Source organism: Streptomyces nymphaeiformis, from assembly GCF_014203895.1.
GTDB lineage: Bacteria > Actinomycetota > Actinomycetes > Streptomycetales > Streptomycetaceae > Streptomyces > Streptomyces nymphaeiformis.
This window is the reverse complement of record NZ_JACHJY010000014.1, coordinates 99,218-124,234: the sequence shown is the minus strand read 5'-3', so window position 1 is coordinate 124,234 and position 25,017 is coordinate 99,218. Positions and strand designations below refer to the sequence as shown.

General features: G+C 71.9%; 16 protein-coding genes and 1 pseudogene. 6 read left to right on the top strand and 11 right to left on the bottom strand.

Annotated features, from left to right (window positions below; genetic code table 11):
- Nucleotides 1-37: 37 nt before the first annotated feature.
- The 4 genes from GGE06_RS38030 to GGE06_RS38015 all read right to left on the bottom strand — a co-directional run bounded on the left by GGE06_RS38030 (nt 38) and on the right by GGE06_RS38015 (nt 3,972).
- Nucleotides 38-271 carry a hypothetical protein gene (locus GGE06_RS38030; RefSeq protein ID WP_184932955.1) on the bottom strand — a complete coding sequence of 78 codons (234 nt, stop codon included), beginning with the start codon at nt 269-271 and terminating at the stop codon, nt 38-40.
- Between the two features lie 726 nt (nt 272-997).
- Nucleotides 998-2,683: an alpha/beta fold hydrolase gene (locus GGE06_RS38025; protein WP_221518976.1), complete on the bottom strand. Its 1,686-nt coding sequence runs from the start codon at nt 2,681-2,683 to the stop codon at nt 998-1,000.
- A 72-nt stretch (nt 2,684-2,755) separates the two neighbouring features.
- Nucleotides 2,756-3,313 carry a TetR/AcrR family transcriptional regulator gene (locus GGE06_RS38020; protein WP_184932954.1) on the bottom strand — a complete coding sequence of 186 codons (558 nt, stop codon included), beginning with the start codon at nt 3,311-3,313 and terminating at the stop codon, nt 2,756-2,758.
- A gap of 161 nt (nt 3,314-3,474) precedes the next feature.
- Nucleotides 3,475-3,972 carry a hypothetical protein gene (locus GGE06_RS38015; protein WP_116164874.1) on the bottom strand — a complete coding sequence of 166 codons (498 nt, stop codon included), beginning with the start codon at nt 3,970-3,972 and terminating at the stop codon, nt 3,475-3,477.
- A 270-nt stretch (nt 3,973-4,242) separates the two neighbouring features.
- Between GGE06_RS38015 and GGE06_RS38010 the strand changes: the two genes are divergently transcribed.
- Nucleotides 4,243-5,202 carry a peptidoglycan-binding protein gene (locus GGE06_RS38010; RefSeq protein ID WP_221518975.1) on the top strand — a complete coding sequence of 320 codons (960 nt, stop codon included), beginning with the start codon at nt 4,243-4,245 and terminating at the stop codon, nt 5,200-5,202.
- Nucleotides 5,203-7,064: 1,862 nt separating this feature from the next.
- The gene (locus tag GGE06_RS38005) at nt 7,065-8,399 is read left to right on the top strand and encodes a geranylgeranyl reductase family protein (protein ID WP_376773637.1); all 1,335 of its coding nucleotides are present in this window, start codon (nt 7,065-7,067) and stop codon (nt 8,397-8,399) included.
- Between the two features lie 85 nt (nt 8,400-8,484).
- Here GGE06_RS38005 and GGE06_RS38000 read toward each other — a convergent pair whose 3' ends face one another.
- The 5 genes from GGE06_RS38000 to GGE06_RS37980 form a co-directional block, all read right to left on the bottom strand.
- Nucleotides 8,485-10,206 carry a SulP family inorganic anion transporter gene (locus GGE06_RS38000; RefSeq protein ID WP_116164878.1) on the bottom strand — a complete coding sequence of 574 codons (1,722 nt, stop codon included), beginning with the start codon at nt 10,204-10,206 and terminating at the stop codon, nt 8,485-8,487.
- Nucleotides 10,206-10,976 (bottom strand): cation-transporting P-type ATPase, encoded by a 771-nt coding sequence (locus GGE06_RS37995; protein WP_116164880.1) that lies wholly within the window; start codon nt 10,974-10,976, stop codon nt 10,206-10,208. Before GGE06_RS37995 ends, GGE06_RS38000 begins: the two co-directional genes overlap by 1 nt.
- Complete coding sequence (locus GGE06_RS42170; protein WP_220378621.1) at nt 10,924-11,391, bottom strand: three-helix bundle dimerization domain-containing protein; 468 nt, start codon at nt 11,389-11,391, stop codon at nt 10,924-10,926. The genes GGE06_RS37995 and GGE06_RS42170 overlap by 53 nt, the downstream gene beginning before the upstream one ends.
- Nucleotides 11,392-11,887: 496 nt before the next feature.
- Nucleotides 11,888-13,042, bottom strand: a complete 1,155-nt coding sequence (locus tag GGE06_RS37985; protein ID WP_181924807.1) for an MFS transporter — start codon at nt 13,040-13,042, stop codon at nt 11,888-11,890.
- 239 nt (nt 13,043-13,281) lie between these two features.
- Entirely contained in the window at nt 13,282-14,487 is a 1,206-nt protein-coding gene (locus GGE06_RS37980; RefSeq protein WP_184932952.1) for a glycoside hydrolase family 1 protein, read from the bottom strand.
- A gap of 94 nt (nt 14,488-14,581) precedes the next feature.
- On the opposite strand from GGE06_RS37980, the gene GGE06_RS37975 reads away from it, so the two are divergent.
- Nucleotides 14,582-15,739, top strand: a complete 1,158-nt coding sequence (locus GGE06_RS37975) for a TetR family transcriptional regulator (RefSeq protein ID WP_184932951.1) — start codon at nt 14,582-14,584, stop codon at nt 15,737-15,739.
- Between the two features lie 150 nt (nt 15,740-15,889).
- Here the strand turns inward: GGE06_RS37975 and GGE06_RS37970 are convergent, their stop codons facing one another.
- Nucleotides 15,890-19,657, bottom strand: a complete 3,768-nt coding sequence (locus GGE06_RS37970; RefSeq protein ID WP_184932950.1) for a S8 family peptidase — start codon at nt 19,655-19,657, stop codon at nt 15,890-15,892.
- A gap of 146 nt (nt 19,658-19,803) precedes the next feature.
- Between GGE06_RS37970 and GGE06_RS37965 the strand changes: the two genes are divergently transcribed.
- A complete protein-coding gene (locus GGE06_RS37965; protein ID WP_116165805.1) occupies nt 19,804-20,805 on the top strand; it encodes a helix-turn-helix domain-containing protein in 1,002 nt (333 codons plus the stop codon).
- A gap of 590 nt (nt 20,806-21,395) precedes the next feature.
- Here the strand turns inward: GGE06_RS37965 and GGE06_RS43130 are convergent.
- Nucleotides 21,396-21,796, bottom strand: a pseudogene (locus GGE06_RS43130) (alpha/beta fold hydrolase); the annotation flags it as partial.
- Nucleotides 21,797-21,921: 125 nt separating this feature from the next.
- On the opposite strand from GGE06_RS43130, the gene GGE06_RS37960 reads away from it, so the two are divergent.
- Both GGE06_RS37960 and GGE06_RS37955 read left to right on the top strand, forming a co-directional pair.
- Nucleotides 21,922-23,445 carry a ricin-type beta-trefoil lectin domain protein gene (locus tag GGE06_RS37960; protein WP_184932949.1) on the top strand — a complete coding sequence of 508 codons (1,524 nt, stop codon included), beginning with the start codon at nt 21,922-21,924 and terminating at the stop codon, nt 23,443-23,445.
- Between the two features lie 175 nt (nt 23,446-23,620).
- Nucleotides 23,621-24,910 carry a M20 metallopeptidase family protein gene (locus GGE06_RS37955; RefSeq protein ID WP_184932948.1) on the top strand — a complete coding sequence of 430 codons (1,290 nt, stop codon included), beginning with the start codon at nt 23,621-23,623 and terminating at the stop codon, nt 24,908-24,910.
- The last annotated feature ends 107 nt before the right edge of the window (nt 24,911-25,017 follow it).

The window sequence follows — 25,017 nt, the reverse complement described above, 5'->3', positions numbered from 1 at the left end:
AAGCTTCAGCGAGAGCACTTGTCGGCGGGTTTCGGCATCACACCGCGACCGAAGAGCGCGTGAAGTGGGTGAGAAGTAGGAGTATTCCCTTCAGAGAGGTGGCCTCCTGGCCGCCGCTGCTACCGGGCGGACGGTCCGTCACCTCGACATCGCCCCTGACGACTTCGCGGACCGCTTGGTCGTTGATGGCTTGTGCGCAGACGTCCCTGGACTGCTCACCGGTGTGCTCGTGGACATCCGCGATGGCGTGCGCGCCCACGTCTTCGAGCACCTTGGTGTCGTCAACGGCGTGCTGATCGTCTACGAGTTGGGCTTCCTGAGGAAGGGCACCGCATCGGCGGGCGTCCAGCGGCAGTGCACCGGCATCGCCAGCCGGATCGAGAGGACCCAGGCAGGCCTGCCGCCGTACATGTCGTGGTCGAGCAGCAGACCGAACTGGCGATTGCGAGCGCTGAGAGCAGAAGGCCGAGCAGGTGGTAAGGGAAGGCCGTCGGCCGGCCCTCCTGCCTTGCATCTGATCCGGGTGTCCGTCCGCCGCCGACACGGGCAAGCCCATGTCGGCGGCGGTTGAGGGTTACGAAATCCCGCTCCCGCGACCGGGCTGCGGCGGCACATGAGGACCCCGAGCAGCCACACCAGGACTCGGATTCGGCGCCACGCGTCACCACCAGGCTCGTCACTGCCGCAACACCGGTCACTGCGTCGATGGTGGGGGGCTGGGGGCGACAAGCTGCCAGGAGCAGCCAATCCTTCGCCCCTGTGGGACAGACGGTTTCGGTTGTCCCACAGGTGTCGCTCCGGGGCGATCGCCCGGATCGGCATCTGCTCCGCGCGGCGGCGTTGGTGGATCGTAGGCCTCGTAGCTTCGCCTTGCCGGATGCTGTCGAGGAAGCGCGCTCCTACGTACTGATCTTGAATTCTCTCCCGTGCAGGATGGATGCGAGAGATCCGTTACTCGGGGGAGTCGGCCGGTTAACACCGCGGCCCCGCACTGGAGTCATCCCCCGGTCGCAGCGGAGACAGCGCCGAGGTGGTGGGCGACCTGTGACGGATGGGTCAGCTGGGGATAGTGTCCGGCCCCGGTGATCTCAGCCACCGGGAAGTCGACGGCCTCGACCAGCGGGTCGGCTGAGCCCACGATGAGCTGGACCGGGACGCTGACCCGGTCCAGCAGTTCCCGTGCCTGTCGGCGATCGGCCACGGTCGTGCGCAGGGCCCTGGCCGCCCGGCGCGCGACCCCGGGGCGACGGAGGTCCTCTGCGGCGCTGTGCACTGCCGGCCCTTCGGGGACGCCGAGCGCCCGAGCCAGCCGGGCGGCGGTCATGCGGCGCATCAACGGCGCTGCCAGGAACGAGCGTTCCAGCCGCGGGGCGGGCGCTTGCAGGAATGCCGGCGATACGAGGACGAGGCTGCTGATCCGGTCCGGATGATCGACGGCGAAACGGAGCGCGGGTCCGCAGGCCAGGGAGTGCGCGACCAGTGCGGGGCGCGTCTGGACCGGCCGCATCAGGTCGGCCAGCCACGCGTCGACCGGCTGGGGCGTGGCGGCCGAGCGCCCCAGGCCCGGCAGGTCGGGTGCCAGGATCGGGCCGGGGAGGCGCGCGGCGAGCGGGGCCCAGACGTCGGCGTTCATCGGTAGTCCGTGCAGCAGGACGTGCGTGGGGCTCTGCCGCTCTCCGGTCACCCAGGTCGGTCTGCCGGACACGACGTGGAAGCCGTACGGGCTCAGCCCGGGCGATGCGGCACCGAAGCGGGCGGCCACCAGGTCGCCGGCCCACGCGCGCAGGGCATCGGCTGCTGGAGGCATCTCCAGGCCGGTGCGCGAAGCGAACGCGCGGGCGGAGGCTGTGGGGTAGCGGTCGGCCGACAGGAACGACAGCGTTTCGGGGTCGGCGCCGGTCAGCCTACGCGGCAGCCGCCGCAACAGGCCGGCGGGAACGGTCCGGCGAGGCGCTCGCACGCCCATGTGGTCGGCGAGCGTGCCGATCAGCTCGGGCAGGAGCGGGGTGGTGTCGTCGAGCACCCAGTAGTGCTCACCGGCGGGCGATGCCGGGATCTCCGCCAGAAACCGCACGAAGTAGTCGATCGTGACGACGGGCAGGAAGGTGTCGGGGCCTCCGGGCAGCGCGGGGAGCCGCCCGTTCCACAGGCCCTCGACGAGGGCGGCCAGGCCGATGTGCTGGCCAGCCCCGATCACGGTGCTGGGATTGGCGATGGTCAGCGGGACCGACAGCGTGTCCGCCCGGGCGCGCACCGCGAGATCACCCTCGAGCTTCGACGCCTCGTAGGCTCCCAGCCTGGCGTAGTCGGGGTGGGAGCCGGTCGCGCTCACCCGGTACCCGCTGATGTGTACCAGTCGTCGCAGCCCGGGCAGCGTGGCAGCCCATTCGAGTACGTTGAGCGCCCCGGTGACGTTGGTCGCTCGCGCCTCCTGCTCGCCGAGTCCGAAGGCGAAGCGACCGGCGGCGTTGTAGACGTCGCGGACCTCGGGCAGCCCCACCAGCGGTCGTGTGATGTCGGCGGTGACGATGCAGAGCCCACCGATGTCGACGCCCTGGGAGGTCAGCCAGGGGGTGAGCGTGTCGTTGCGTACCGCCGCTGCCACCCGCTGACCCCGAGTGAGCAGCTCGGCGACGAGGGCACGGCCGATGAAGCCGGTCGCACCGAAGACGATCGCATCCATGGGCAACTCCATAATAGATCGGTCTACATATTTTTGAGACAGTAAAGAGCCCGCCGGTTACGGCGGGCCATGTCAGCGCAGCAGGACGCCGATCTGGCGGGCGACCCCGTCCAGCGGCTCCCTGCTGCGATGCGTCCGGGCCAGTAGGAGCGCTCCCTCCACGAGGGCGAGGATCAGAACGGCGAGGTCGTCGGCGTCCGGGCGGCCCGTCAGCCGTGCGCGCAGGGTCGCTTCCCATGAGGCATAGACCTCGGAACAGGCTTCCTGCAACGGGTCGTTGGTGGAGGCCGTCTCCAATGCGACGGTGGCCACCGGACACCCCTTGCGCCACCCCGACTCCTCCAGCCGGTCTCCCAGGCTCCGCAGCACCGCGTCGACGAACTCCGCCGCCGACGCACTGGAGTCGGCCAGGCCTTCCAGCGCATCGCCGATGGTCCGTCCGGCCCGCCGGACGGACTCGCCGACCAACTGGTCCTTGCCGCCGGGGAAGTGGAAGTACAGCGAGCCGCGAGGCGTGCCACTGGCCGCGATCACCTGGTTGAGTCCGGCGCCGAAGTACCCTCCGGTCTCGATCAACTCCTGCGTCGCGTCCAGCATGCGGTCCCGCGTCTCGGCGCCCTTCACTCCCATGCGGCCACGGTAGACCGATCTACATATTTCTTCAATCCTTTCGGTCGGGGTTCAGGTTCGTCGTGCACGAACGGTCGACTGTCCGCACCGGACGGGCGTTCTGCGACCGGGGCCGGGGCCGGGGCCGGGACCGGACCGGTCCCAGCCCCGGTGACGGCCGGTCAGACCTTGCCGTTGTAGTACGTGATGTCCCAGTGGTGCTTCTCGCGGGCGTACACGTTGCCGTTCGGGGACTTGTAGAGCCGGGCCCCGTCGCCGCGCGTGCCGGCCTTCTTGTAGTGCTTCGTGATGTACGTGTCGAGGCAGGACGTCCGTACCGACATGTCGACCTTGTAGCCGCTGCGGTGGGTGTACGTGCCCCGGGTGCTGTGACCGACCTCGGTGCCGCCGGTGATGACCACTGTGCAGCGGCTCGCCTTCTTGAAGGCGATGGCCCCGGCGACGGTCGCCCGGTTGATGTTCGTGAAGGACGTACAGCCCTTCCGGTTCCAGTCCGAGCAGTTCTTGCTCGACGTCCAGGAGACACCCGCCGCGCGGAACTGCTGGGAGGCGGCCGAGTGGGTGTACTTGGCGGGGGCCGCGTCGGCGGATGGCGCGACCGCGAGGAGCGGGGCGGTGACCGCGGCGGCGAGGAGGGTGGGGCCGGTCCACTTGCGCATGACTGTCTGTCCTTTCGTCAACACGCCACCTCACCGGTTCGGGTGAGGCGCGGAGATGAAGTCGTCCCCCGCATCGGAACGGCGGCACGCGGACGTACCGCGGCGGGAGCGGTCGGGACGCCGGGAGCGGTGACACCCTCCCGGCCCGCACACCGTGCCGCGCCGAGGCCCCGGGCCGCTAGCCTCGGCACCCGCCAGCGCTCATGCGTCCATGCACGCATGGATGCACCCGGCTGGCCTGCGACGATGCACATGCATAGGGGATGCGACATGGACCGCACACGGGCCGGCGCGGAGGAACCCGCCCTGATCGATCCGGCCGCGGCGCTCACCTCCGTACTCCGGGCGTGGTGGGAGGGATGCCCCGGGGTGCGTCCCACACAGAAGGCCCTGGCCCGCCGGGCCGGGGTCGATCAGGCGACCATGTCCCGCTATCTGAACCCCGGGCGGCCGATGGCCGCCCCGCCGCCGGTCGTCGAGGCCCTGCACGAGGCCCTCGAAGCACCGGACGGCGAGCTGGGCGAGGCGCTGCTGCTCGCCCGCGCGGCCCAGGAGGCGCGACGCGTGCCACGCGCGCGCGTGCCGCAGGCGCCAGGCGAGGCGATGGGCTCCGGCGCCCCGGGCGCGGTTGCGGTCGCGAGGCCGGCCGCTGTCGCCGTACCCGTAGCCGTCCCGGTGTCGGTACGCCGGATTCTGTGGTTCCTGTTCGCCTGCGGGGCTTTCGCGGCGGGACTCTGGCTGCGGCCGGTGATCGCCCCGCCCGGCACCGGCACGGGCACAGGCGGAGCCGACATGGTGGCCGTGCGCGACGACTGGCCGGTCGTGCGCCTCGGCGACGTGCTGTGGGAGGCCCGCACGGTGCAGTACCTGCTCCAGGCGAAGGGCCACGAGGTGGAGGTGACCGGCACCGTCGACCAAACCACCGTCACCGCGATCACCGACTTCCAGAGGTCCCTCGGCCTCGTCCGGGACGGCCGCGTCGGCCCCCAGACCTGGCCGAGGCTCGTCGTCCCCCTCGGTGGGGGCGACTACGGTCCGGCGGTCGAGGCACTCCAGTCGCTCCTCACCGGTGCCGGCCATCCGACCGTGGTGAGCGGCACCTTCACCTCCGAGACGGAGGACGTGCTGCGCATCTACCAGGCCGAACGGGGACTCCCCGTCACCGGCAGGGCGACCAACCGCGACTGGCTGTCCCTGGTGAGCCACCAGGGCCCGCACCTGCACGGCTGAGACGACCGAGCGCCCGGGGCAGGACCGTCTCGACAGCTGACACGGCCCCTTCCGGATCCCGCGGCGCAACAGGCAGGTGCGGTCAGAGGAACGGGGCGGTGGGGCAGGGGCCGGCCCCTTCTTCCATCGCCCGCAGCGCCGGCGCGGTCTGCTCGGCCCGGCGGGCGTCGGTGACGGCGGTGAACAGGTCGACGGCGTGCCGGTACGCTGCGGCTGCCTCGGCCTGGCGGCCGAGCCCCTCCAGCGCGCGGCCGATGACCTGGTGGGCGCCGGCGGGCCCCAGGCGTCATCGAGTGCGTGGAACGCATCGAGCGCCGCCCGCGCGGTGGCCAGTGCCTCCGTGTGGCGACCTTGGTCGGCGTAGGCGACGGCGGTGCGATAGTCGGCCATGGCGATCCCGCGCGGACTGCCGAGACCGGTCCAGATCTCCCGTGCCCGGCCCAGCGCCGCTGTCGCCTCCTCGGGCCATCCCCCGAGGCGGGTGACAGCGCACCGGCGGCCCGGTGCCAGTGGGTGCAGCCGCTGGGCCGCCGCGGTCCGAGCCGCGGGCCGGTTTTGCGCGGCGGACTGCTCGGTGGCGTACAACCGCAGCAGATCATGGATCTGCCAGCGGCCGGGCACGGGGGCGGGGGTGAGCAGCCCGGCCTCGGCCAGGCCGTCGAGCACCGCGGCGGCATGCCGCCCGTCGCGGCCGAGGAGGGCCGCAGCGGCCTCCGTCCCGGCATGCCGGGACGGTACGAGCGGGAGGAGGCGGAAGAGCCGCGCCTGCAGGGGCGTCAGATGCCGGTAGGTGCAGGCGAAGGCCTGCCGGACGTCGTTGTCCCCGGCCTTGAGCAGGGACAGCCGGGTGCGCTCGTCCCGGAGCCGCGCCGACAGGTGCGCCAGGCTCCAGGTCGGGGAGACGGCCAGGGGCAGCCCGCCGCAGGTGGCGAGCAGGTGTCGTGCGTCCTGCTCGGGCAGTGGGTCAAGGGTGAGGCGGTGGACCCCGGCGAGTCCGGAGAGGCGCGAGCGGCTGGTGACCAGCGCCCGGGAGCCGCCGCGGCCCGGCAGGAGCGGTCTGACCTGGGCCTTGCTCGCGGCGTCGTCGAGGACGAGGGGCATCCGCCGCTCGGCGAGGAGGGGGCGCAGGAGTCCGGAGCGCGCCCCGATGTCGGCCGGGATCCGCTGGTCCGGGACGCCGAGTCCGGACAGCAGGGTGTGGAGCGCGGCGGCGGGGCCGGCATCGGCCTGGGTGCCCCGCAGATCGGCGAAGAGATGCCCGTCGGGGAACCGGTCGACCGTCGCATGTCCCACCCGCAGAGCCAGGGTGGTCTTGCCGACGCCGGGCGGCCCGGATACCAGCACGGGCGCAGACACCGGGCCTGCCAGCAGGGTGCGGAGTCCGTCCACGTCGTCGGCGCGTCCGCTGAAGTCGCTCGGCGCGGGCGGCAGCCCGGCGGTCGTCGGGCGGACCGGCGCGGGGCGCTGCCGGTGCGGCCGGCTGAGCGGCTGCCCGAGCGACCGCGGCTGACTCTGCGGCTGCCGAAGCGATGGCGGTGGCGACGTTCCGCGCGGCCTCGGCGGCCAGCAGCTCGCGCCGGGCGACCCGTAACTCCCCTTCCGGTAACCCCAGGCGGCGCTCATAGAGGCTCAGCGACGGCAGCTACGTCTACGACTGGTGGATCGGCCCCCCGACCGTCGCCGAGGACGGCTACTCGCCCGGGATGCCGGCCTGCGTCTTCGGCCCGTGATCCGGAGGGCGAGCCGGGCCTGAACCGGGGGACACGGCATGGGGTCTGTCCGGTCCTGCTCCGTCGGGCGGACCCTGGTCCTCCGCCGCGCCGCACGGACTGCCGGCGCCCTGCGGCGGGCATAGTAGGGGGGTGATCACCAAAAGTGACGGGAACGGCGGGGGTCGTGACGGCGGCCGTGGGGGATCTGAAGGCGCCGGTGACGAGGAGGCGCAGGTCATCGTGGTGGGGGCGGGACCGGCTGGTTCCGCCGCCGCGGTGCACCTGGCGCGAGCCGGTGTGGACGTGCTGCTCCTGGAGAAGAGCGGTTTCCCGCGGGAGAAGGTGTGCGGTGACGGGCTGACCCCGCGCGGCGTGCACCAGTTGGTGCGGCTGGGCATCGACATCGACGCGCCGGGCTGGATGCGCAACAAGGGAATGCGCTGGGTCTGCGGCGGCCACCAGGTGGAGCTGGACTGGCCGCGCCTGGGCGCCCTTCCCGACTTCGGGCTCACCCGCAGCCGGCACGACTTCGACGACTTGCTCGCCGCCCGTGCGAGCGCCACCGGAGCGCGCCTGCGCACCCATGTGAAGGTGACGGGCACCCTGACCGACCGGGCGGGGTACGTCATGGGCGTGACCGCCTCCCGCGGGCCGGACGCGGAGCCGGTCCGCTACCTGGCCCCTTTGGTGGTCGCGGCCGACGGCGCCTCGGCGCGTACGGCTCTCGGCCTCGGGTTCGAACGGGACGCGAAGCGACCCGTCGCGGCGGCCGCCCGCCGGTACTACCGCAGCGAGGCCCGCACCCACGACCCCTACCTGGAGCTGTGGGCCGACCTGCGCTGTCCCCGCACCGGACTCGACCTGCCCGGATACGGATGGGTGTTCCCCATGGGGGACGGCCGGGTCAACGTGGGCCTCGGCGCCCTGCCGCAGCAGCGGCGGCGCCGGCCCGTGGACCTGAAGGCGGCGCTGGAACACTGGCTGCCCCGCCTGCCCGAGGAGTGGGGCGTGCACGAAGGGAACGCCGATTCCCCCTTGCGCAGCGCGCCGCTGCCGATGGGGCTGAACCGGCGACCGCAGTACCGCCGGGGCCTGCTGCTCGTGGGCGACAGCGCCGGCATGGTCAGCCCGTGGAGCGGCGAGGGCATCGCCCAGGCGATGGAGGCCGCCGAGGTGGCGGCGGAGACCATCGCCCTGGCGCTGGCCCGGCCGGCCGGGCCGCGCCGGGAACACGCGCTGCACCAGTACCCGGCCGAGATCCAGCGCCGATGGGCGCGCTACTACCGGCTCGGGAACCTCGCGGGCGATCTGCTCTTCTCCCGGTTCGGCTACCGGCCGATCCTCCACCCCCGGGTGATGGCGTCGCCGCATCTCCTGCGGGTCCTGGCCCGCCTGCTGACCCATGTCAGCGACGAGCCCGCGCAGGACACCGTCGACGCCGTCCTCCACGCCCTCCTGCGCCTCGTCCCCGTACCGCGGCGATAGCCCGTGCCCGGTGTGACCGGCACCCGTCGCGCGGGCCGCGACGCGAGACGGGTATCCGGCACCGCCATCCCGTACGGAAGCCGTCTCACCGGTCCTCGTCGGCCCCGGGCGTCCACTCCGCCCCCGTGTTCCGGAGGTAGGCGGCGACGGCCGCCTCCACGGTGGGGAAGAACCGCCGGGGATCGAGCGTGCGGGTGAGCCCGTACCGTTCGAGCTTGCGCCGTACGGGGTCCTTGAGTTCGGCGAACACCAGGTGCACGCCCTTCGCGTCGAGCGTCTCGTCGAGCTCCTCCAGCATGTCCGCCGCGGTGGTGTCCACGTCGGTCATGGGCTCCGCCGCGACCACGATCCAGCTCGGCTGCGGATCCGCGCCGGCCAGGCGCCTGATCTCGTCGCGGAAGGCCCGGGCGTTCGCGAAGATCAGTGGGGCGTCGAACCGGTAGATGACCAGGCCGGGCAACCGCTGGGCCGCCGGGTGGGACCGGATGTCGTGGTAGCCCTCCAGATCCCGCACCCGGCCCAGCACGGTGTGGTACGGCCACCAGGCGCGGCGGAAGACGTTCAGGACGGACAGCGCCACCGCGACGGCGATCCCGGCGAGTACGCCCACCAGAGTCACGCCGAGGAACGCCGCGCAACACAGCAGGAACTCCGTCCGGCGCTGCCGCCACAGCCGCACGACACCAGGGACGTCCGCCAGCGACAGCGACGCGGTGATGACGACGGCGGCGAGGGCCGGTTGGGGGAGGTTGCGGAAAAGGCCCGGCACCAGCACGAGCATGAGGACGATGAGGACCGCTCCCACGACTCCGGTCAGCTGGCTCCTGGCCCCCGCGCGCTCCGCCACCGCCGTACGGGATCCGCTGGTGCTGACCGGGAAGCCCTGGAAGAGGCCGGCCGCCAGGTTGGCCACGCCGATCGCGGCCATCTCCTGATTGCCGTGCACCTCCTGCCCCTGGCGGGCAGCGAAGGCCGAGGCGTTGGAGATCGTGTCGGCCAGGGACACCAGCGCGATGCCCAGGGCGCCGCCGAGCAGCGGGGACACGTCGGCGAGCCGCACGTCCGGGATCGTGAACGGCGGGAACCCCTTCGGAAGCTCGCCGACCAGGGAGACCCCGTGCTCGCCCAGGGAGAAGACGGTGGTGGCACCGGTCGCGAGGACGACCATCACGAGCACCGCGGGCACCTTCGGCAGGAAGCGCTGGAGGACCAGGATCACGGCGATGCCGCCGCAGCCGACCGCGGCGGCGGCCGGCACCGTCGCCCCCTCGCCGAGCCTGCGCACGAAGCCGGTGAGCTCGCCGACCAGGTCGTCCGCCTCGACCTTGAAGCCGAGCAGCTTGGGCAGTTGACCGATCAGGATGGTCAGCGCGAGGCCGTTCATGTAGCCGATCATCGTGGGTTTCGAGATCAGGTCGGCGACGAAGCCGAGCTTCGCGACCGAGGCGAGGATCATGACGGCCGCCACCATCAGGGCGAGCATCGACGCCAGCGCGACGGCTCGTGCAGGATCCCCGTCGGCCGCCACCAGGGGCAGCACGGTCGCGGCGATCATCGGCCCCAGCGAGGAGTCGGGGCCCAGCACCAGGATCCGGGAGGGTCCGCACACCGCGTACCCGAGAAGACACAGGACGGTCGTGTACAGACCGGTGATGGGCGGCAGCCCCGCCAGCTCGGCGTACGCCATGCCCTGCGGGACCAGCAGCGTGGTGAGGACGACCCCCGCGACCAGGTCCTTGACCAGCCACTCGCGCCGGTACGCGGACAGGGTACGGACCCCGGGGACGGCCCTCAGCCGGGACGGCATCACGCGGCTCGGATCCGCCCGGCGAGGGGCCTGCCAAGCCCCCATAGGACGTGGAGCACGAGCGCGGCCGGCACCGTCCCCCAACCGGACCGGCGGGCGCCCGTCCGTGGCGAACCGATCAGGCGTGGGGAGCCGTCCATCCCGCCCACCACCTCGTCGGCCGCCGACCTGGCGTCCTTGGCCACCGGGCACGGCAGGATCGTCGCCTCGCCGCCGGCGGCGGACCCGGCCGCGTCCGTGCCGGAGGCGGTGCATCTGTCGATGGGATTCACCACCTCGACGACGGTCAATCGGTTCATCGGCAGGGTATCGGTCTTGTCCGAGATGATCACCGACGTGAACCGCGGGGTTTCGACCGACAGCGGCTCCTTGACGATGGCGTTCCGTTCGACCGGGCCGAAGCCGCCGACGGACATGTGGGCATTGCGCTCCTGGTGCATGCCGCCGACCGCGTTCAGGAGGGCCGGTCCGACCGGCAGGATCGCGGCCGTCCATGCCTGGGTGATCAGAGGTGCGACCGCAGTGGCCACGAGCACGAGCTGAACGGAGCCGTGGTGCTGACCGAGCAAGCGGCGCCAGGCAGGATCCGGCGTCTCCTGCGAAAGCGCGTGATGCCTGTGCACGGCGAGAAGCTCCGCGGCCCGGGCCGCGGAAAGACCGCGCTCAGCGTCGATGCCCATGGCCCGGAGGACCTCGGCGGGCGCACGCGGGTCCCCGTCATCCCCCGAAGCCCGTCGCGGCCCTCCCGCGCATTCCGACGGTTTCGTCATCCTCCTGCCTCCGATCACCGACCGGCTCCGGCTCCGGCCCCGGAGTGTCGACGCCGGGCACCCGGCCGGGGGCGGCCGCGAGGGCGGAGTCGAGCGCCTTCCTGGACCGCCGTTCGACCAGGATCGGGACGTACGCTCTCACCCTGGCCTGCTCGAAGTGGTCGTGCGCGGCTCTGACCGCCGCCTGAACGGCGCTCGGGTCGACCGAGGGGTAGACGACCGTGAGACGCGCCACGAGATCTTCGAGGGAAGGCGCCTGGTCCGAGGCGGCGGCCGATGGAGGCCCGGAGGGTCCGGCCGGACCGGAGAGGCCGGTGGTCCCGGCCAGGGTCGGTCCGGCTTCCCCCGTCGTCCCGGTGTCGCCGGTCGCCCAGCCCAGTCCGGTTCCACGGTCCGGCCGGGGAGGCAGGTCCATGCTCTCCCCGGACACGCGCGGGCCGACGTGCGGAGGCCGCTCGTCCCTCGTCATGGCTACACCCCTGCCACGTCCCACGACCTCCCGACCGCAGACCACACCACCCGCTGTCGTCGTGAGAGGCCCGTCGAATTCATTGTCGGTGCGCCGGGCCAAGATTGTCCTCCGGAGCACGTCCCGCCGCCCCGTTCCGGCCGGCGACAAGACCGGACGCCCAAGTGCCGCGGCTCACCATTCCGGGGCAGCCGGCCTGGGCATCAACCGGGCCACCCTGCACGAGCGGATCCGGGAGCCGTGAGGCAGGTCGATGGACGCGGTCGGCGGCCACCAGGACGGCGAAGCGCTCGCGACTGCTGGAGGTCGCCGAGGCGGTCTTCGCCGCGCGGGGCGCCGGCGCGTCCGCCGACGGGCTGAAGCCGTGCGCCGGCGGCCTGGAAGGGCCTTCGCCGCACGGTTGTTCCCGCTCCTGAAGACAGGAAGGAGCGGAGAGGACGGGTCAGCGGACGCTGCGGATGGGGAGGATGCAGAGGGCGCCGAGGACGGAGATGACGCCGACGACGGGGTAGAGCGCGCCATAGCTGTCGAACACCGCCACCACGGCCCCCGCCGCGACCGGCGCGACCGTTCCGGGAAGCGTCGCGGCCAGATTGAGGACCCCGAGGTCCTTGCCGTGGTCGTCGGCGTTCGGCAGGACCGAGCTCATCAGCGCCTGGTCCACCGCGACGAACGCCCCGAAGCCGGCACCGACGATCGCGCCGGAGACCGCGAGGCCCGCGACCGTCGGCATGGCGAGCGGGACGAGTGCACCGGCCGCGATGAGCAGCCCGGCGACCAGGACCGGCGGCTTGCGGCGGCCGATCCGATCGGACAGAGGCCCGGCGATCGCCGTGGACAGGACGATCCCGGGCAGCGCGACGAGGCCGAGCAGCGGGACGATGTCGGTCGCCTCGTCGAGCGAGAGCCCGACGTACTGCTGCACGAGATACAGGTTGTACGTGCTGAGCATGTAGTAGCCGCCGAACAGCAGCATCCGGCCCAGGAAGCCCCAGAAGAAGTCGGGGTGACGCACGGGGTTCACCCAGAAGGCGGTGGCGAAGGCGCGGAGCGGGAAGGGCTCGCGCGGCTCGCCGCGGTTGTCGCGATCGGGAACGAGGGCGACGAACAGCACGATGCCGAGGAGGACGACACCCCCGAGCACCTGGTAGCCGAGGGTGATCCGGTCGGCGAAGAGCGACCCGACGAACGGTCCGATGGCCGCGCCGAGGATCACGCCGAGACCGGCACCGGTCGAGTAGCGGCCTCGGAACTGCTCGGGCACACGGTCCGGCAGCACCGCGGCCAGCGGTCCCTGGAAGGCGTTGAAGCCGAACTGGACGACCATCACGCAGACGGTCAGCGTGGCGAGGTTCGGGGCCAGGCTGGTCGTGAGCAGCGCGACGGAGCCGATCAGCCCGCCGACGAGCATCCAGGGTCGGCGGGCCCCGAATCGCGAACGGGTCCGGTCGGAGAGCACTCCGATGACGGGTTGCGAGACCATCGCCGCCACGGCCGACAGCGTGCTCACCATCGCGAGCCCGGCGACCTTCCCCTCGTCGCTTTCGATCAGCTGCACCTGGAGGGCCAGGAAGAACGCGGACGCCCCGTAGGCCATCGGCGCCAGCGCCGACGCCCAGGGTGCGGCGAGGAACAGCCGGCGCAGATCGCGGGGCGGTCTCCTGTCCGCGGACGAGGCCGCCCCGGTGCCCGCGCCTTGGGCCGGGAGGGAGCGGGGCGGGGCGGAACCGGACGGAGGAGAATCCGGAGGGGAACCATGAGAAGGGGAACCGGCAGAGACTGAGTCCGGTGGCAGGGGCATCGTCGATCCCAGGGGAGTGGGTGAGTGGGGCGCGGTCAGGCGAGACCGTTGCGGCGGGCGCAGGCCCCGAGCCAGGCGAGGCTCGGCTTGGGGGTACGTACGAAGGTCTCGCGGTCGACCGCGATGAGGCCGAAGGTGGGCGCGTACCGGCCCCATTCGTAGTTGTCGAGCGCGGACCAGTGCAGGTAGCCGCGCACGTCGATGCCCTCGTCCACCGCGTCCTGGAGGTGTCGCAGTGCCTCGCCGGTGTAGGCGATGCGACGGGAGTCGTCGGCGGTGGCGATGCCGTTCTCGGTGACGAGGAGGGGCACCCCGCCGGCCTCCTCCCAGGCGCGCCGGAGCGAGATGCCGAGCGCATCCGGCCGGTAGGCCCAACCGGTGAGGGTGTTGCCGGGGTGCTCCGGGTGCGGCACGGGACCGTTCGCGTCGACGGGCTGGCTCGTGTACGCCTGCACCCCGACGAAGTCGTCGTCGCGGGCGGCCTCCAGGTAGAACCCCTCCCAGTCCCGGTGCACGCGCCGGAACACCTCCTCGTTGCCCGGGGTGGGCTCGAAGGACTGCTGGGCGACGGTCCAGCCCGCCTTCGCGTCCGTCGTCCCGCGCACGACCTCGACGGCCCGGCGGTGCACGGTGGCCAGGGCCTCGGCGACGGCGGCGTCCGGCCGGATGTCGGCCATGAGCCCGCCGAGTTCGGTGGCGGCCTGCCCGGTGTCGGCCGCCAGGGCCGCCATGGCCGCCTCCCGGACGCTCGCGAACACCCCGAGCATGTTCGGCTCGTTGATGGTGCACACCCACCCGACGTCGCGCAGGGCCGGGGCGACGAACTCGATGTAGCGGGCGAACCGGTCCGCGGCGTCGGGGGCGAGCCAGCCGCCGGACTCGGCGAACCAGCGGGGGAGCGTGAAGTGCTGGAGGGTGACGACCGGCGTGAGGCCGAGGTCGAGGGCGGTGTCCACCATCCGCCGGTAGTGGTCGAGCCCGGCGCGGGAGAACTCCCCGTCGGCGGGTTCGATGCGGGCCCACTCGAACCCGAAGCGGTAGGCGTTGAGCCCGGCGCCGGCGAGCAGTCGCATGTCCTCGGGGTGGCGGTGGTAGCTGTCCACGGCGTCGCCGCTCCGCTCGGGGAGGGGCGAGCCGGGGACGTTCTCCATCGCCCACCAGTCCGAGTTGACGTTGTTTCCCTCGATCTGGTGCGGCGAGGTCGCCGCGCCCCAGAGGAAGTCTTCCCGCAGCTTCGTCATGGTGCCGTGTCCCTTCGGAGGTCGCCGTCCGGCAAAAAGTTACCAACGTGGTGGTAAAATTTGGGGGAGGTTAGCACACCGGGATACTGGGGTCATGGGAAGTTCACGAGGTCCGTACCGCACGGGGCGGGAGCGCGCGGTGCGCATCCTCGACGCCGCACACGTCCTGTTCATCGAGAACGGCTACCGGGCGACGTCGCTGCGTGACATCGCCGCGGCATCCGGCATCTCGCACCCCGCGCTGCTGCGCCACTTCGGGTCCCGCGAGGAGATCCTCACGGCCCTGATCGAGCGGCTCGACGGCGTCCACGACGACTGGCCCGAGGAAGGCGCCGACGCCACTCCCGCCGCGGCGGCCGACATCGCGCGGAGGAACGAGACGATCCCCGGCTGGATCGGGCTGTTCACGGCCCTGCTGGGGGAGGCGACCAGCCCCGAGCACCCCGGCCACGCGCTCATGCGCCGCCGCCGCGCGGCCGGCATGGCCCTCGCGACGCGACTCCTGTTGCCGTACAGCGCCGACGAGCGCTCCGCCTCGCTCGAGGCGCTGCGCTTCGGCGCGTTCTGGGACGGCCTGCAGATCCTGTCGCTCTACTTCCCCGGCGAGATCGACATCCCGGGCCAGATCGCCGCCTACGAAGCGGAATTGGAACGCGGCGGCACCCCCGAGGCCCCGGCGGAGACGGGCGGACAGGAAGACGCCGAACCGACCTTTCCCGCGATCGAACCCGAGAGCCGCCGCCGCGCCCTCGAAGCCGCCGCGCGCCGCTACGCCCGACAGGGCTACCACGAGGCGTCGATGCAGTCGGTCGCCGACGACGCCGGCCTGACGAAGGCCGCCCTGGTCCACATCGCCCGGACCAAACGCGACCTGCTCGACGCCGTGCTCACGGAAGTCATCGACACCCCCGGGCAGGAAGGCGAAGACCCGGCCCGGTGGCTCTACTCCCTTCCGCAGCGCCCCCGTTGGGTCACCGCCGCAGACGTGGTCCTGATGTGCGAGGCGACCGTCCCGGCGCATCCCGCCCACGCCTTCATGACCCGGCGCCTCTCCGAGGCCAGGCGCGGCGCCACGTCCGCACTGGCCGCGACGGGACTCCCACCGGCCCGGGCGGCCTCCGAAGCGGACCGCATCGTCTCCATCGCCCTGGGCGTCGCCGTCTCCTGGCTCTACGACCCGGACCACGTCGACCCCCGAGCACTCCTCGACGGCGCCCTCGCCCACCTCCCGACCTCCGCCCGCTCCCGGTAGACCCTTTCGTCTGGTTCGTCGACGCGAGGCCGAGGAACACACCGGAGACTTCCAGCCCTTCGGCAGACCGCCCTGCACGAACGGGACAGCCCCGCCGGAGCCCGCCCATGGTGGGGGAGTCCGACGGGGCCGTCGCCGTCAGCTTCGCTGTCAGCGCACGTCGTAGGCGCGCGTCACGGTCTGGGTGACGGAGTTGCCGTTGGCGTCCTCCAGCTCCGCCCGCAGGGTGACCTGCTTGCCCGAGGCGTCCGTGTGGTCCACGGTCGCCGTCCAGGTGCCGTCGTGCTGTGCCACCGGAGCCTTGATCCAGGTCGCCCCGCCGTCGTACGAGTACGACAGGGCCGCGGAGACGAGTACGCCCGGGGTGTACCCGTCGTGTCCGGTCACGGCCAGGGCGATCGTCTGACCGGCCGCTGCCGCAAGGGTCTTGGCACCGTCCTCGGGCAGCCCGTAGCGGGGGAAGAGGATCGGAACGCCCTGCGAGTAGACGTTCTCGTCGAGCTCCGAACGGAACCGCCAGACGGTGTTGATCGCCGTGGACCGCTGCCAGACCTTGGCGGGCGCCCCGAACTTCTCGACGTTCTGCTCCAGCTCGTACGCCCCTTCCTCGGCCGGGACCTCGAAGACGCCGAAGGGGTAGGCCTGCTGGCCGATCTGCTCCCCGTTGCGGCGCAGCCGCAGGTTGCCGACGTCCCCGAACGAACCGGCCTCACCGTGGTGCGTTCCGTCTCCCCACATCGCGGTGGCGAAACCGATCAGATCGCCCTGACGCTCGGCGGCGAGCAGAGGCTTGCCGTCGGCGTCGAGCGGGGCGCGCGGGGAGATCACGCCGTCGTACCACTGGTCGTCGCGCCGCTCACCCTCCTCGTACGTGCGCGGCCGGTCGATCATGAACTCGCCCCAGGGGAAGCTGCTGGAGACGTAGTGCTGCCAGGTCGTGTCTCCGGGGGTGAAGTACTCGGTACGGACGCCAGGTGCCGCGACGCTCTCGAACGGCACGAGCACCTGCAGGCCGTCGGGCCGTCCCGCCAGCATCAGGTCGACGAAGTCGGCGGCGACGCCCATCGAGTGGTACGTGGCACGGCTGCGGCCGAGGCGGTCGTCGTCGACGCGGTAGGTCCGGTCCTCGTCGAGTTCGCCGCGCTGCGGGAAGGCGAGGGTGTACAGGTACGGGCTCTTCGCGGTGCCCTTCCAGCGGATCGTGACCCCGCCGGCCGCGAGACTGTCCAGGAGCGCCGTGGCCTCGGCGGACTCGACGGCCAGGGCCGGGAGCTCACCGCCGCCGGTGCCGACCGAGGGGAGCCAGCGGCCGGGGGCGGCGTGGTAGGCGAGGACGGCCTTGGCGCCCGCGGCCTTGGCGTTGCGGACCTGCTGGGCGACGTACGTGTCGCTGTCCGCGATCCGGACCAGGGCGATCTTGCCCTGGACGCCGGCGGCCGCCAGCTCCTCGGCCGTGCCGGTCTTGGCGTCGACGAGCGGCGTCTCACCCGTGCCGTCGAGGTTGACGGATCCGGCCGAGGCGGTGATCGGGTGCAGCCTCTCGCCCCCGGCGACGGCGAACTCGGAGATCAGCGGGGCGGCTGCGCGCCAGTAGCTGGCGAACTCGAAGTCGCCGTCGCTCGCCTCACCCTCGACGGAGGCGTAGTAGCCACGGGTGGTACGGCCGCCGGAGAGGGTTCCCGAGTGCGTCCAGGTGTCGTCCCACGACCGCGCGAAGGACAGGGTTCCGCTGCGCACTTCGGTGGGGCGGTCGGTGCGCAGCCGCAGCTGGTGGGCCCGACGGGCGTCGAGGACGACGGTGGTGTCCTTGGTCAGCTCCAGCTGCGGGCGTCCCAGGTACGTGATCGAGTCGGCGAGCTTGGCGCCCGCGCCGGCGTCGGGGGTGACGACGAAGCCGGACAGGAAGTAGCTGCCGGGGCGCAGCCGGTAGGTCTGCTCCGTGGCACCGGCGTTGTAGCGGCGCTCCCCGGTGGCGGTGTCGGTGCTGACGACGTCCAGCGAGGAGGAACCCGAGGCGGGCAGGCCGAGCCGGTTCACGGTCTTCACCGTCAGGGTGACGGTGTTCGGCTCCACGTACAGGGAGAACGGGGTGGAGACGTGGACGCCGTCGGCGGTGGCGAGGACCCGGCCGGTGATGTCGCCGTACTGTCCGGGCCGCAGCCGTGCGGTCGGGTTCAGCACCAGCGGGACCTTGACGGTGGCTCCGGCGGGGACGGTGACGCTGTCGGCGCCGAGGCGCGCGATCGCCGAGCCGACGGCCGTGCCGTCGTTGCCGGTGACGCGCTGCAGCGTCAGGTCCAGCTTCACCGGCCGGTCGCCCGTGTTGGTGTACGGGACGCCGACCGTGGTGCGGTCGCCGTTGTCCTGCGGCCAGCTGTACGAGCCGGCCTGGACGGCCGGCTCGCTGAGCACCGTCGCGTCGACGGCCGCCTTGACGTCGAGCCGGCCGCCGCCGGTCTCACGGGCGTCGCCGGGGATCGCGGCCTTCGCGGACGAGACCAGCGCGGCCTTGATCTGCTGCCCTGTCCAGTCGGGGTGCCGCTGCTTGACGACGGCGGCCGCGCCCGCGACGTGCGGGGTCGCCATCGACGTACCGGACATCGAGCGGTACGCGTACACCCCGCGCCCGCCCGCGGCGGCGGCGGAGATGCCCACGCCGGTGGCGGCGATCTCGGGCTTGAGCGTGTGCGAGAAACGGGCCGGGCCGCGGCTGGAGAACGGGGCCGTGGAGTCGTCGCGGTCGACGGCGCCGACCGTGAGGACACTGGGGGCGCAGCCCGGTGAGGAGACGGTGTTCAGGCCCGGTCCGGAGTTTCCGGCGGCGACGACGAACAACGTGTCCGTGGAGCGGGCGAGTCGTTCGGTAGCGGCACTCATCGGGTCGGTGCAGTCGGTCGGAGTCGGGTTGCCGAGGCTCATGGAGACGACGTCGGCGCCCTGGGCGACGGCCCACTCCATGCCGGCGATGATCCAGGACGTGGCGCCCGCACCGGAGTCGTTGAGGACCTTGCCGTTGAGCAGCTCGGCGCCCGGAGCGACGCCCTTCTTCCTGCCGCCACTGGCCGCGCCCGTCCCGCCCACGGTGGAGATCGTGTGCGTGCCGTGTCCCTGCCGGTCCGCTTCGGAGGCGGAGTCGGTGAAGTTCCGGGACGCGGCGATCCGGCCCTTCAGGTCCGGGTGTTCGGCATCGGCGCCGGTGTCGAGGACCGCGACCCTGGTGCCCTTGCCGTCGTACCCGGCGGCCCAGGCGAGGTCGGCACCGACCTGAGCCGTGGACCGTTCGAGCGTCGCCTCGACCTTGCGGTCCAGCCAGACCTTCTTGACGTCGGCGCCGGTGCGGGAGCGGCGGGAGGTGATGTCGGCCCAGAAGGCGGAGGCCGTCTTCTTGTCGGCCTTGAGCGCCACCCCGTGGGCGGCCTTCAGCACCGGGCCGTGTGCGGCACCGCGTGGGGAGGCGGGTACGGCGCGGGCGACGTCGACGGAGGAGTCGTAGACGGCGATCAGCGGAAGGGCGGTGGTGTGGGCGTCGTCGTAGCCCTGCCGGATCAGGCCGGTGACGTTGAAGAGTTCCTCGTCGACCCTGCCGGCGGTGAGCGCCTCGGAAGCGCCCTCGGGGTACACGTACAGATCGTCACCGGTCTGACGCGTCTCAAGCAGCGGCACGCTGCCGTCTTCGCGCGGCAGCGCGGTCGCGGCACTGTGGCCGGATCCGTCCGTGCTCACCACCACCCTGTCGCCGGTGACCAGAGTGACCGTCACTGACCCCTGCCCCCGCGGTGAGGCCGTCTGCGTGCCGACGAGTGGTCTGCTGCCGGATGCCCCGCCCTGTGGCTGGGCGTACACGGACGGCGTCAGCGCGGTGACGGCCAGGACGGCGGCGGTCGCCGCTCCCAGGGCCGTACGCGATATCTGGCGCATCGCTCTCCCTTGCTCGTTGCTGCTGCGGTGGCGACACCTTGGCAAAGGTCTCGGCCTGCACGGAACGGCGATCGCGGGCGGGAAGGTGCCGTGGCCGTTTCCCGCCAGAGGTGCTGTGGAAGGACATCTTCCGGAAGGAGGTCGGAGTGCTGGGCGCCATGGGAATCGACACCACACAGGAAGCGGCCTACCGCGGTCTGGTCACGCTGGGAGCCGCCGACGCCGCCGAACTCGCACACCGGCTCTCGCTCCCCGAGACCACCACCGCGACCGTGCTGCGACGACTGGAGCAGCAGGGCCTCGTCACCCGCTCCCGTACGAACGGGGGACATTGGCTGCCGGCCCCGCCCGGCGCCACACTGGGAACGCTGCTCACGCAGCAGAGGCGCGCGCTGGAGGAGGCCGAGCGAGCGGCGGCGCTCCTGGCGGACACGTACCGTACGGAAGCGGCGAATCCCGCGATGTACGACCTGGTCGAGGTGGTGACCGGCGCGAGTGCCGTCGCCCACCGCTTCCTCCAGCTCCAGATGGGGGCGGTCCGGGACCTCTGCGTCCTGGTCACCGGCACACCGGTCGCCGTCACCCCGCTGGACAACCCGGTCGAGGAACAGGCCGTGGATCGCGGCGTCGCCTACCGCGTGGTCCTGGAGCGCGAAGCACTGTCCCTGCCCGGCCAGCTGACCGAACTGGCCGCGGGGCTCGGACGCCGACAGGAGGTCCGGCTGACCGAGAGAGTGCCGACCAAACTGGTCGTGGCCGACGGAACCCTGGCGATGGTGCCGCTCAGCCACGGGGACGCGGAGCCGGCCGCCCTGGTGATCCACGCGAGTGGGCTGCTGGACTCGCTGACGGCGCTGTTCGAGCAGACCTGGCGGGACGCCCTGCCGCTCCGGCTCGACGGAGGGGGCGAACTGATCGAGGGCACACCACCCGGCCCGGACGCCACAGACCTCCAGATCCTCGCCCTGCTGCTGGTCGGCATGACCGACGCGAGCGTCGCCAAACAGCTGAAACTGGGCCTGCGCACCGTGAAGCGACGAGTGAAGGGCCTGATGACCCTCGCCCGGGTCACGACCAGGATCCAACTGGGCTGGCACGCCTACGAACTGGGCTGGATCACCGGCACGCCACCGGAACGCACACCCTGACCCCGCACCGGTCGCCGTACGGCGAGTACACCGACGACTGCCACGCCCGCCAGTTCTGCCTGATCAAGGGAGCAGGCGTGGAAATCCTTGCCGACGTCGGATACCAGGGACTGGGAGATGCTCCGCCGCCAACCATGCACGAGGTCGCTAGGGCTTGCAGAGAATCAAGGCGTTGCTCCGCGTTCCGTTGCTCGTTGATGTGGCATGCGCGTCTCCGAGTCGATCCGTGACCAACCGACTGCGAAGTTCGAGGTGTTGTTTCCATATCTGGACGAGCGGCAGCGGCGTCACCGTCGGCGACCTCGACCAGCACTGACCCTTCAGACACGCCGAGGCGCGCCCGCGTCCAAGCCGCCGCCCTCCGGGCCGCAAAGACCGGCACGGCGCCTCGGACATCGAATCCGGGGGCAAGGCTGGAAGCGGCCACGGTCCCACGGACGGCCGTCGGCGGATGGGCGACGGAGAGGGCTTGCCGAGGGATCCGGGCGTACACCGGATGGTTCCGGCGGACCTCCCGGTGGGGGTGACGGCTCGTCGAGCGGTCGGCCGTACCACTCCTTCAGGGGGCAGCTGCCCGCGTTGTCCTTGTACGGGACGCAGAGCGGTCCCAGTTCGCTGCCCGGGAATCTCACGGACAGCTCGGCGGGTGACTCTCCCTTGTCGGGCATGAACGCGGCGACGTAGACGAGCGCCTTGACGTTCGGGTTGCCGCTCGCCGCGCTGCTGATGACCGCGCCGCCGTAGGAGTGGCCCACCAGATGATGGGGCCCTTGATGCTCTTCAGGGCGCTGGCCACGTACGTGGAGTCGTTGCTCGGTCCTCGCAGCGGGTTGGCGGGGGCCACGACGTCGTAGCCCTGGCGCTGGAGTCGGTCGGACACCTCGCGCCAGCCGGACGCGTCGGCGAACGCACCGTGGACGAGGAGCACGGTCGGCTTCGGGCCGTGGTCTCCGGCGCCACCACGGCCGACGGTCGCCGCCGCGGGGTCCAGGGGGTGACGCGCTCGGCCGGGACCACTCCGTCCGAAAAAGTTGAGCAGTTGTCATGTTCAGTGTCTTCCCAGCGGGGGTCGGCACCCGGTAATTACCGGTGGTAACACCGACACCGGGAGGCTTCATGCCCAACTCCAGTCCATGGCTGAGGACTTGTGCCGTCACAGCCGCCGCGACCCTGGCCCTCGGCGCACTCGCCGCCCCCACCGCGAGCGCCGCCCTCACCACCGGAACCACTGCCACCACCGTGACCGCATCCACGCCACTTCCCGCGGAACTGGAGCAGATCCGCGCGACCGAGGCCACCGCGCTGTACGGCAGCCCGGAGGAACGGCCGATGGCCGAGCGGAAGACGGGGCTCGTCACGATCGGCGACTCGGAGATCTCCGGCGAGGGCGCGGGCGCGTACTGGCCCGGCACCGACGGTCCGACGAACTGGTGCCACCGTTCGCAGGAGGCCGCGATCTACCGCACCGGGATCCCGGCCGACGTTCCCACGAACATCTCCTGCTCGGGCGCGGCCACGTACCACGTCAAGATCGGCGGCGTGAAGCAGTACGCCGACCAGCTCGTCCAGAGCGACCACCTCGCGGTCAAGGCCCGCAACACCCGGGTCAAGATGGTGGTAGTGGTCCTCGGCGCCAACGACGACGTCCAGTTCGGTCCGGTCATGACGGACTGCGTGGAGCGCTGGGTCCTGTCCAAGGGCACCTGCGAGCCGACGTACGCGCCGGGCTGGCAGGCCCGCGTGGACGGCATGGTGCCGAAGGTGGCGGCCACCGTCACCGACCTCAGGAAGGTCATGCGCGACGCCGGGTACACGGACGAGGCGTACAAACTCGTCCTGATGAGCTACCCGTCACCGATCAGCCCCGACATGCAGGACAACCCGAACTTCCCCGGGAAGCTGTCCGGCGGCTGCCTCGGTTACGACTCCGACGCGGCATGGGGCCGCAACACGGCCGTACCCGCCTTCGAGCGCGGCATCCGCAAGGCGGCCCAGCTCTCCGGTGCCTCCTACCTGGACGCCTCTCGGCTCTTCCACGGGCACGAGGTGTGCATGGACTCCACCTGGGCGCGCGGCTTCTTCTACAGCGGCGCCTTCCCGCCGGACGAGAACTCCGTCCGGCAGTCGTACCACCCCAACGCCGCCGGTCACGGCGCGTTCGCGTCGTGCTTCACCCAGTTCTACAACTCCGGTCTGCGCGAGGCGTCCTGCGCCGACCCCGCCTCCACCAACACCCCGAAGCTCTACGCCGGCGCCTGGGACGACATGTTCAAGCCGATCAGGAACGAGGCCACCGGCCAGTGCCTGGACGCCGTCGGCGGCTCCTCGCGCAACTACACGGCCGTCGTGGGCTGGGACTGCCACGGGGCCCGTAACCAGATCTGGTGGTACGACCCGGAGCGGGGGTCGATCCACGTCGGCCTGTCCCACGACCGGTGCCTCGACTCCCGTGACATCCAGGCGCCCACCGCCGCCATCCTGTGGGACTGCCACGGCGGCACGAACCAGAAGTGGACCAGGCCCGCGGACGGCACGATCCGCCCGGCGACCGCGACCGGCCTGTGCCTGACCCAGCCGGCCGCCGGCAAGGCCGTGGCCCTCCGGCCCTGCGACGGCTCGACCGCCCAGCGCTTCGTGTAACCCCAGCCGAGCGAAGAAGCCCCCGGCATGGGACGACGATGCCGGGGGCCCTCCCGTGTCCCGCGATGCCGCCAGGCTTCGCCCTCACCCCATTGCAGTAGCAAGAGCGGTGGCGCGGCGGCCGGGTCCATAGCGTTCGGGTGTCAGCAGGATCGACCTTCGAAGGAGTCGGCACATGAGCGGCGATCCGATCCACGCCGAACTCGACCGACAGGCCGCGGCCGTGGAGCCGCAGGTCATCGCATGGCGCCACCACCTCCATCAGAACCCGGAACTGTCCAACCGAGAGGTGAACACCGCGAAGCTGATCGCGGACCACCTGACCTCGCTGGGTCTCGACGAGGTCCGCACGGGCATCTCCGGCCACGGCGTCGTCGGCGTCCTCAAGGGCGGCAAGCCCGGCGACCGGGTGATCGCGCTGCGCGCCGACATCGACGCCCTGCCGGTCAAGGAGGACAGCGGCGAGAGCTTCGCCTCCACGGTCGTGGACCAGGACTACCCGGGCGGCCCGTTCCCCGTCGCCCACGCCTGCGGCCATGACGGGCACACCGCCATGCTGCTGGGTGCCGCCACCGTCCTGGCCGGCGTCCGCGAGCAGCTGCCCGGCACGGTGCTGTTCGTCTTCCAGCCCGCGGAGGAGGGCGCCCCGGCCGGGGAGAGGTCCGGCGCGAAGGAGATGATCGCCGAGGGGGCGTGCGACGACCCCGTGCCGACGATGGCGTTCGGCATGCACCTGGGCCCGCTGCCGAACAAGTACGTCGGCTACCGCGTCGGCAACCAGTTCGGCGCCTCCTGCATGATCAAGATCGTACTCACCGGGCAGCAGGTGCACGGCTCCACCCCGTGGATGGGCATCGACCCGATGCCCGCGGCCGGCGCCATCCTGGTCGGCATCGGGCAGCTGTACCGGCAGGTCCCCGCCTTCGACCCGGTCACCGTCACGATCGGACACGTCGAGGACGTCGGCCGCTTCAACATCGTGCCCGGCACGGTCACGTTGTGGGGCACCATCCGCTGCACGGTCGAGGACGACATGACCGACGTCCAGAAACGGCTCACCACCCTGGCCGAGCAGACGGCCGCCGCGTACAACTGCACTGCCGAACTGGAGTACCTCCAGGACGTACCGGCCGTGCACAACCGCAAGGAATGGACGGACGTCGTCCTGCCGACCGTCGAACGGGTGGTCGGCGCGGAGAAGGCCTTCGAGCCGCCGCCGACCCTCGGCTACGACGACGTCTCCGAGTTCGTCAACAAATACGGCGGCGTGTACCTGATGCTCGGCGCGCAGGACGGCGAGCTGACCGAGGACGGAAAGCTGGAACCCACCCCCGGCGGACGCGGACTCGTCCCCAACCACAACCCGCGTTTCTACCTCAACGACGACGCCCTCCTGCAAGGCGTACGACTCCACTGCCACGTCGCCCACGACCACCTGACCGGCGTGATCACCCCCAAGCAGTGACCACGGCTCGGACGGCCCCCGCGCAGATCCGTCCTGGACCCCACCGGAGGCCGAAGCGCGGACCGAAGCAGTCAAGCGCCTTGCCGAGGAGGACCGACTGATCCGAG